Origin of the sequence: Anaerorudis cellulosivorans, assembly GCF_025943985.1 — a bacterium.
Lineage (GTDB): Bacteria > Bacteroidota > Bacteroidia > Bacteroidales > Dysgonomonadaceae > Anaerorudis > Anaerorudis cellulosivorans.
The window spans coordinates 63,844-72,874 of record NZ_JAPCWE010000016.1 but is presented as its reverse complement, the minus strand read 5'-3'; the positions used below and the strand labels follow the sequence as shown (position 1 = coordinate 72,874).

General features: G+C 39.2%; 6 protein-coding genes. 2 read left to right on the top strand and 4 right to left on the bottom strand.

Annotated elements, in window-relative coordinates; genetic code table 11:
* Positions 1 to 132: 132 nt before the first annotated feature.
* Genes OLM34_RS09565 through OLM34_RS09550 form a run of 4 tightly spaced genes read right to left on the bottom strand, consistent with a single transcriptional unit; the run spans position 133 to position 4,094 of the window.
* Positions 133 to 2,334 (bottom strand): penicillin-binding protein, encoded by a 2,202-nt coding sequence (locus tag OLM34_RS09565; protein WP_264406918.1) that lies wholly within the window; start codon positions 2,332 to 2,334, stop codon positions 133 to 135.
* A gap of 24 nt (positions 2,335 to 2,358) precedes the next feature.
* Entirely contained in the window at positions 2,359 to 2,694 is a 336-nt protein-coding gene (locus tag OLM34_RS09560; protein WP_264406916.1) for an FtsL-like putative cell division protein, read from the bottom strand.
* 11 nt (positions 2,695 to 2,705) lie between these two features.
* Complete coding sequence (rsmH, locus tag OLM34_RS09555; protein WP_264406914.1) at positions 2,706 to 3,614, bottom strand: 16S rRNA (cytosine(1402)-N(4))-methyltransferase RsmH; 909 nt, start codon at positions 3,612 to 3,614, stop codon at positions 2,706 to 2,708.
* A gap of 36 nt (positions 3,615 to 3,650) precedes the next feature.
* Entirely contained in the window at positions 3,651 to 4,094 is a 444-nt protein-coding gene (locus tag OLM34_RS09550) for a division/cell wall cluster transcriptional repressor MraZ (RefSeq protein ID WP_264406912.1), read from the bottom strand.
* A gap of 329 nt (positions 4,095 to 4,423) precedes the next feature.
* On the opposite strand from OLM34_RS09550, the gene OLM34_RS09545 reads away from it, so the two are divergent.
* Positions 4,424 to 7,432, top strand: a complete 3,009-nt coding sequence (locus OLM34_RS09545) for a SusC/RagA family TonB-linked outer membrane protein (protein ID WP_264406911.1) — start codon at positions 4,424 to 4,426, stop codon at positions 7,430 to 7,432.
* Between the two features lie 18 nt (positions 7,433 to 7,450).
* On the top strand, positions 7,451 to 9,025 hold the full coding sequence (locus OLM34_RS09540) for a RagB/SusD family nutrient uptake outer membrane protein (RefSeq protein WP_264406910.1): 1,575 nt from the start codon (positions 7,451 to 7,453) through the stop codon (positions 9,023 to 9,025).
* Positions 9,026 to 9,031: the final 6 nt, after the last annotated feature.

Below are 9,031 nucleotides of genomic sequence, written 5' to 3'. Positions count from 1 at the left end.
CATTAAAAAATGGATATGTTTTGAAAATAATGTAAACTCTCTAATAAATAATTTTTTAAACAACTCTCGTCTGAAATATCTCAATTTTTCGTACTTTTGAAAAATGGGGTTATCAGAGGAGACTCATCCTTTTCATTGCAAAACTATACGGATAGTCGCTCCGTTTGTCACCTTCGATCCCGGGCGGAGAGACTGCGAAACAACCTTACCTGCGCCAACCAGGTTCACCCGCATCCCCGATTTTTCCAGCAAATATACAGCATCGCGTGCTCCCATTCCAAATACATTAGGTACTATTTTTTCGCTGACTGTCAATTCATTCATATGATACCCCAAACTATCGCTACTGATTTTTACCCAATTTGACAACAAATCGAAATTATCCGTTATTTTCCACCCTATTGATGACAACACTGCTTCACTCTTTTCTTTATTGCCATTTTTTACTAAAGGTAATTTACTGAGTGTGGAATCCACCTTACAATTTTCGGGGAAAAGTCGTGCATTACGGGTAAATATTTGTTCTGCAATATTTTTAAAAACCATTCCAGCCTGACCTCCACCGGAAGGAACTCCCTTAGGTTTTCTAATCCCTACAAAACAAGTATATTGCGGATCATCAGCAGGAAAATACCCACAAAAAGAAACATAATATCCACTATATGCACCACCCGATGCGATTTGTGCCGTACCTGTCTTCCCTGCAATAGGAAAAAAGTCGGATTTTACAACTTTTGCCGTACCTTTTTCTATCACTCCCCGCAACATTTCCTTAATCTGTATCAGGGTAGTATCTTTACACATCTTAGGATTCACAACTACGGCTTCGAACTCAGTGAGTACCTTTCCGTCTTTTATCAACTTTTTGGCAATAAAAGGCTTAATCATTCTTCCCCCATTTGCTATACCATTGTAAAACATAAGCATATAAATAGGCGGTACTTTTGATTCATAGCCGAAAGACATCCACGGCAAAGTTGTCTTTGACCAATAGTTATTTTTATCATCGGGATACCGGATAACCGATGTTCCTTCGATTCCATTTAATGGGACATCCCATGACAAAGGCTTACGAAGGCCGATCCTATCGATGGCATCCACATATTTTTTCGGATTATTTTCGTACCCTTTGAGTGCTATCTTGCTAATAACTACATTTGACGAGATCTCTATACCTTCGGCGACCGTTAAATAGCCTCTATCTCGACCTTGCCGCCAATAATGATCCCTAACCCATTTTCCTTTATATTGAAATAAGCCATTGCCTACATAAAAAGAATCGGTAGGTGTAACCACTCCGTCATCCAGAGCGGCCATTACCGTAACGGTTTTGAAAGTCGATCCCGGTTCGTTCATATATGAAAAAGCATTAGGATTGCCTTCGTAATATGCTCCGCTGCTTGTCCTATCGAGATTCGAAATAGCCTTTATTTCACCGGTTTTCACTTCCATAACGATTGCTGTACCCGACTCTGCATCCGTTTCCATTAATTTCTCGCGAAGTGCCTTTTCGGTAATTTCCTGAATATCGGCGTCGAGTGTGGTCACCAAGTCATAACCATCTTGAGCCGGTATTTCCACCACATCCATCCATTTTCCTTGAATTTTTTGGCGATTTTTCACTCCGGGAACACCTCGAAGCAATGAATCGTATTTCAACTCCAAGCCACTGGCTCCACCTTTTTCAAGATCCTTATAAACACTCCCGATCGTGCGGGTAGCCAGATTCCCAAAAGGTTTTTTTCGTGCATTTTTCTCTTCAACAATTAAGCCGCTTTTGTTTGAACGCAGATTTAAAAAAGGAAATGTCTGTATTTCTTTAAGATCAACATACGATATATCCTCTTTAATAATACGTACATAACGCGATCGCAATGGAACTTTTTTCTTGATTCCTCGTGCTTGATAATCCCTCATCCTGCGTTCTTCCGTTTCTCGCAGTTTCCAACCATTCAGAATCACATTGCGGTACTGATTAGCACTACGTCCGGGAAACTTTTTAGCCAAAGCTTTCGATAAGTCTTCCACATATTTATATAAGGTGTCTTTTTTCATTCCGTCTGCCCAAAAATCCATGTAAACCCCATACAAAGGTTCTCCTGCTGCAAGCAGTTTTCCATCGTAGGTATAAATATTTCCACGATTGGGAAGAATCACCCGGTCGTTGATCACCGTTTCCTTTTTCCCAACCTCACGCCATTTTTTCCCTTCAGCGCTAAAAATTATTTTCCCCGCCGAAAATACAATCAGTCCGACAAACAAAAGCAATACCGCCACTATGAGTCCGTATCGGCCCATAACCCCTTCGTTACTATTATTTTGCTGCTGCTCCATTTTCGATAAAGAAAATCAATCTTTTTATTTACTTTGGATTCTATAAACAGGCTCATTAGAAATTTTTAGTTCCAATCCTTCCTTTTCAATCATTTTTTCTATTTCTGTCAAACGACTGGCTTTTGTAAGATCAGCCGAAATAGACAACGCTTCATATTTGGCATCTTTAAGTTCACGCTGCAATTTTTCAATTTCCGACATCTTTTGAAGAACGGTATATCGGTGACCGATGAAAACAAAAACAATAACAAGAACAATAGCGATGAAGCGCATATTTTTCAATAGGAAATCCTCTGTAAGCACGCTTCCGCCAAAAACGTAAACGAACGATTTTCGTATTTTCCCGAATTTGATTTTCATACACTATACCCTTATTCTACTATTTTTTCAGCTATTCGAAGTTTAGCACTTCGAGACCTCGGATTTTCGGCTTGTTCTTCCTCCGAAGGTACAATTACTTTACGATTGATTATCTTAAACGGAGTTTGAACGTTGCCAAAAAAATCTTTTGCTATTTCACCTTGTGAATTTCCCGATCTAAAAAAGTTTTTTACCATCCGGTCTTCCAGAGAATGATAAGAAATCACGCTTATCCTCCCCCCCTTTTTCAACACTTCCAACGATTGCTGCAACATATCCGATAGCGCATTCAATTCGTCGTTCACCTCGATGCGAAGCGCCTGAAAAGCTTGAGCGAGTATCTTTTTTTCCTTATCCTTAAAAACAAAAGGCTGAAGAATACCGACAAAATCATTTACCGATTCGATGGTTGCATTTTCTCTAAACTTTACTATAGAAGAAGCAATCTTCGCAGCATTTTTCAATTCCCCATAGGAGGAAAAAACACGTGTGAGCTCTTCCTGCGAATACTCGTTCAGCACATCCGAAGCTTTCTTCTTTGCAAGTCGGTTCATCCGCATATCCAATTGACCGGGAAAACGAAAAGAAAACCCTCTTTCAGGATCGTCAAAATGATGCGACGACACCCCTAAATCAGCAAGAATGCCATCAACATGCTCTTCATTGTAATAACGAAGAAAATTTTTTAAATATCGAAAATTACTTTTAACCAATACAAAACGCGGATCATCGATCCTGTTTCGGCACACATCAGCATCCTGATCGAAAGCATACAAGCGACCTTTCTTTCCCAATCGTTTCAATATTTCTCTCGAATGCCCCCCTCCTCCAAATGTTACATCCACATACACTCCTTCAGGTCGGATATTTAATCCGTCAATACTTTCGTTAAGCAAAGCCGGTGTATGATAAACATTCATTTTGTTAGCTGATTTTGATGATAAACCAATAAAAATTCAAATCATCAATTCTTGTATTTTTTCAGAAAATTCATCGGGAGAAACCAGTGGTTTTTCCAGCTTCTCTTTTGCCCAGATTTCGATAGTATCGTCCACACCTAAAAATCGGACATCACCATCGATGCTCACCATTTGCAGGTATCGTTTCGGAATCAGAATCCGACCATTGGCATCCATTTCCAAACGTTCGGCATCCAAAACAAACTGACGAAAAATTTGTTGCTGATCTTTGTTCCATTTATTCAATTTACCACGCAACACTTCTATTTCTTTCTCCCAAACCGATCCCGGATAAAGCACCAAACAATCCTGAAAAATATCTTTGCGAAGCACAAGAAATTCTTCTCCTGCCCTCTGCAAACACTTTCGAAAAAGAGCCGGCACAAACACACGGCCTTTTGCATCGGTTTTGGCTTCTATATTTCCCAGAAATTGCAACACTTTCTTTGTTTTTGTAACTATACAAATTTCAACACCGTAAAATTATAAAAATAATCCACTTTCCCCCACATTTATACACAGAATTTTATGAAAAAGTTATCAACAACCATCCGAAAGCAGATATCTCCTTTATAATCATCTAAAATGTGCAAACGATTGCATGTTAAAAACCCTGCGAATTATGATTTATTTGTAGCATTCTTCTTTTATATTTTTTATTTTTGGTGCGAGAATAAAATTTATATAAATAAATAAAAAAATCATTTCCCGTTATTTTCCAAACTTTTTTATAAATCAAAGTGTTATAATATGAAACATTAATCTTTATAATGTTAAAACAACATGGGTCAAAAATCGAAAAAAACAGAAAAGCGACACTTATCTTGATGATGAGTATGCTGATGACGGTTTTGGCTATTGCCCAAACAAGTCAAACAATTAATGTAAGAGGTACTGTAAAAGACACTAACGGAGAGCCCATTATTGGAGCCAATATTCTTTTGCAGGGAACTTCTATAGGCACGATAACCGATTTCGATGGTAATTTCTCGTTACAAGCCCCGGCAAACGGAATTTTGGAAATTAGATATGTCGGTTATAAAACACAAATTATTCCTATTAATAACAGAACTAATATTCAGATAATTCTGGAAGAAGATGTAGAATTGCTGGAAGAAGTGGTTGTTATTGGATACGGAACAGTAAGGAAAAACGATGCAACAGGTTCAGTTACAGCTATAAAACCAGAGGAACTGAATAAAGGTCTTACAGTAAATGCGCAGGACATGATCACCGGAAAAATAGCAGGGGTATTAGTAACACCAAACGACGGTACACCCGGCGGAGGATCCACAATACGTATTCGTGGAGGATCATCACTAAATGCAAGTAATGACCCGTTAGTTGTTGTTGATGGATTAGCATTGGACAATAATGGTATAAAAGGAGTTGCGAACTTTCTGAGTACAATTAATCCCAATGATATCGAAAGTTTTACAGTCCTTAAAGATGCTTCGGCAACTGCAATTTATGGTTCTCGTGCATCAAACGGCGTGATCCTCATTCAAACAAAAAAAGGGATAGCGGGCATGAAACCGAGAATCTCCTATAACGGCAATTTCAACATAAGCACAATTCGCGATTATATTGATGTGATGAACGGTGACCAATATAGAGAATATGCCAATTTACTTTATAAAGGAGATACAGATATTTTAAGTCACCTTGGTGAAGAAAACACCGACTGGCAAAAAGAAATCTACAGAACGGGAATCGGTCATGATCATAATGTTAGCGTTACAGGCGGAGTAAAAAACCTTCCCTATCGTGCATCGATAGGATATACAGGACAAAACGGAATTTTAAAAACATCCTCTTTTGATCGTGTTACGGGATCCGTCAATTTAAATCCATCTTTTTTAGATGATTATTTAAAGGTTATTTTCAATGCAAAAGGGATGTATGCCAAAAATCGCTTTGCTGATACCGGTGCCGTTGGAAATGCAGTCCGTTTTGATCCAACCCATCCTGTAACCACTGATGAAGAACCCTATATTTCGGAAACCGAAGGCTATTGGCAATGGGTTACCTTTAACGATAATGGATCATTTAAATCAATAAATGCTGATGCACCCCACAATCCGGTTGCATTGTTGGAACAAAAAGATGACCGTTCCAAAGCATGGGATTTAATGGGCAATATAGACATCGATTACAGAATGCAATTCTTCCCTGATCTAAGAGCTCATTTAACATTGGCAACCAATATTTCGCATGGACGACAAGATACTTGGATATCTCCAAAATCTGCAACTAACATTATCGGAGGGGGTTATGATGGATATGACGTTCAAGATAAATGGAACAGGCAGTTAAGCGCCTATTTGCAATACACAAAAAGCTTGAATAATCAGAATATCGATGCAATGGCAGGTTATGAATGGCAACGCTATCATAGAGAAGGGAGCTATTATGGAAAATCAATCACCAAACCCGATTATATCTATCAAGCCGATGTAGTAAACTGGGCAACGCACAATCAACTGGTTTCCTTTTTTGGACGGGTTAATTATTCTATACTCGACCGGTATTTATTGACAGGAACATTACGCGCTGATGGATCTTCACGTTTTGCACCGGGAAATAAATGGGGTGTTTTCCCCTCTTTTGCCTTTGCATGGCGAATGAAAAACGAAGATTTCTTGACTGACAACAATACCATTTCCGATATGAAACTCCGACTTGGATATGGCCTTACCGGACAACAAGACATCGGTTCAGATTTTCCCTATCTACCGGTTTATAAGCTCAACAAAGATGGTGCTTATTATCCTTTCGGAGAGGAGTATTATCCAACAGCCCGCCCTGATGCTTACAACCCCGAATTGAAATGGGAACAAACAACGACCTATAATATAGGATACGATATTGGCCTTATTAATAACAGATTTTCTGCTTCATTAGATTATTATTATCGCATTACTAACGATCTGATTAATATGACGTCTATACCAGCAGGGACCAATTTTAGAAACAAAGTACTTCAAAATATAGGTTCGTTAAAAAATCAAGGGTTGGAACTCATGTTCAACGGAACAATTATTTCAACTCGAGATTTAACTTGGGATCTAAATTATAATCTCACCTACAATCGCAACCACATTTCAAAACTGACGAGCGGCAGTCAAGAAGGTTATTATGTCCCTACCGGCGGCATTTTCCAGGGTTCTATTCAAGCACATGCCGTAGGATTCCCTGCAAATTCATTCTATGTTTATCAACAAGTTTACAACAATGAAGGTAAACCAATCGAAGGACTATATGTTGACAGAAATGGCGATCATATCATTAACGAAAACGACCGGTACTTTTACCACAAAGCTGCACCTGATTATACTATGGGACTGTCAACTAAAGTAATATACAAGGATTTTGATTTCGGGATTTCGGCTCGCGCCAATATCGGCAATTACGTATATAACTCAGTAGCAGCAGAAAGAATGAATGTTGGGCCTAATGGCGTTTGGTCTCCACTTGGGTTTTTCGAAAACAAAATACTTTCTGCTTTCGAAACTAACTTTACGGGTGGCAGCGGGATCACCTTCATGTCGGATTATTATGTACAGAAAGCCTCTTTCTTACGTATCGATAACATTACGATAGGATATTCATTTGACACATTCGGATTTATTTCAGGTGGTCGCTTATCGGCAACAATTCAAAACCCTTTTGTGTTCACCGAATATAAAGGATTGGATCCGGAAATATTTAATGGAATCGACGGTAATATTTATCCTAAACCCGTTATGACTGTAATAGGACTAACACTTAACTTCTAACATTAAAAAAACAATGCAATGAAAATAAATAAAAAAATCCATATTTACCTGATGTCGGTTGTTTTTGCAATTGGAATGACATCATGTATTCAAGACCTCGATATAGAACCCATCGATCCTTCAACTGTTCAAACATTTGACGAACAAAAAGTTTTTACCAAAGTGTATGCATCATGGGCATTAACCGGTCAACAGGGTGGTGCCGGGGATAACGATATCGATATTGATGATGAGGGTCGGTTTTCGCTCTACAGAACATTATGGGTTAGTCAGGAATTACCCACGGATGAAGCCATATGCGCTTGGGGAGATATTGAAGTAGTAACCATGAATCGATCAAGCTTCACTTCAACCAATCCTGCCTTAAAAGGTCTGTATGCACGTTTATATTTTGTGGTTACCATTGCCAATCATTATTTGTCGGAAACGGCAGACATGACGGGTGAGGAGATGCCGACCAAGCGCGCTGAAGTGAGATATCTACGTGCGTTGGCTTATTATTACTTGATGGATGTTTTTGGCAATGTTCCATTCACGACTGTCGTTAGTGCAGAACCTCCCGAACAAATCAAACGTGCAGATTTGTTTCAATGGATTGAAACCGAATTAAAAGAAATTGAACCGGAAATGTATGAACCAAAAACAGCACCCTATTATCGGCTGGACAAGGCTGCCATTTGGATGTTATTGGCGCGGATGTATCTGAATGCAGAAGTTTACACAGGCACCGCCAAGTGGAATGATGCAGCCATTTATGCAAAAAAAGTAATCGATTCGCCATACCAATTGGCAACCAAATATAAATATCTGTTTATGGCTGATAATGCCGGGACTATAGATGGATCAACAGTAAATGATGCTCCAAAAGAAATTATTTATCCAATAGCAGCCGATGGCGTGAAAACCAAAAATTGGGGATCATCCATCTTTCTAATCGATGCAACCAGAACCGACGGCATGCCGACCTGGGGTACAACAAGTGGGTGGGGCGGAAACCGCGCCCGTGCAACATTGGTAAAAAAATTCTTCCCTGATGGAAATGTTCCTGAATCAGATGATTTGACCATTCAAGCAAAAGACGATAGAGCGTTACTCTATTCCACCAACAGGACTCTGTATATTACTGATGTTACCAAATTTAAAGAGGGCATTTCCGTACAAAAATTCTGGAATCTGCGTGCCGATGGAGGAACAACCAGTGATATTGAATTTCCCGACATGGATGTCCCCTTCATGCGTGCCGCCGAGGCATATTTAACCTATGCAGAAGCTGTTATAAGAGGGGCATCTCCTATTGATGGTTATACAGCCTTACAAGCGGTAAATAAAGTTAGAGAAAGAGCTAACGCAAAACAGCTGATAAGCGTAGATAAAGATGTGATTCTGGATGAATGGGCAAGGGAATTTTATTTTGAAGGTCGTCGTCGTACCGATTTGATTCGCTATGGTCATTTCACGGGGAGCAACTACATTTGGGATTGGAAAGGTGGTGTTGCCAACGGCACTCCATTATCTTCTCATCTGAATTTAATGCCACTACCGGCTGATGATTTAAATGCAAATGATAATTTGACACAAAATCCCGGTTATTAAAATGAT